The organism is Photobacterium sp. DNB22_13_2, assembly GCF_052873915.1.
Map to the genome: position 1 here is coordinate 1 of NZ_JBNNXU010000223.1, position 249 is coordinate 249.

The window sequence follows — 249 nt, forward strand, 5'->3', positions numbered from 1 at the left end:
GCAGCGGGTGACCCTCCGATTCAAAATGCACGCGAATCTGGTGCGTACGGCCGGTCTCAAGCTGACAGCGCACGAGCGATACCTGCGCACGCCCCAGATCCACCACGTCGAGCGTCTTGAAATGCGTACGTGCCTGCTTACCGCTGGCCGTCTCGATGATGGCCATGCGGGTGCGGTCGCGCGGATCACGGCCGATCGGCGCATCGATGGTGGCCTCTTCTGGCGTTTCACCCCAGACCAGCGCCAGAT

The 249-nt window shown here is 63.9% G+C and carries 1 protein-coding gene; it reads right to left on the bottom strand.

Annotation, left to right across the window (positions count from 1 at the left end):
* On the bottom strand, window positions 1–249 hold a 249-nt coding region (locus ACVA58_RS28450), incomplete at both ends, for a pseudouridine synthase (protein WP_446513580.1).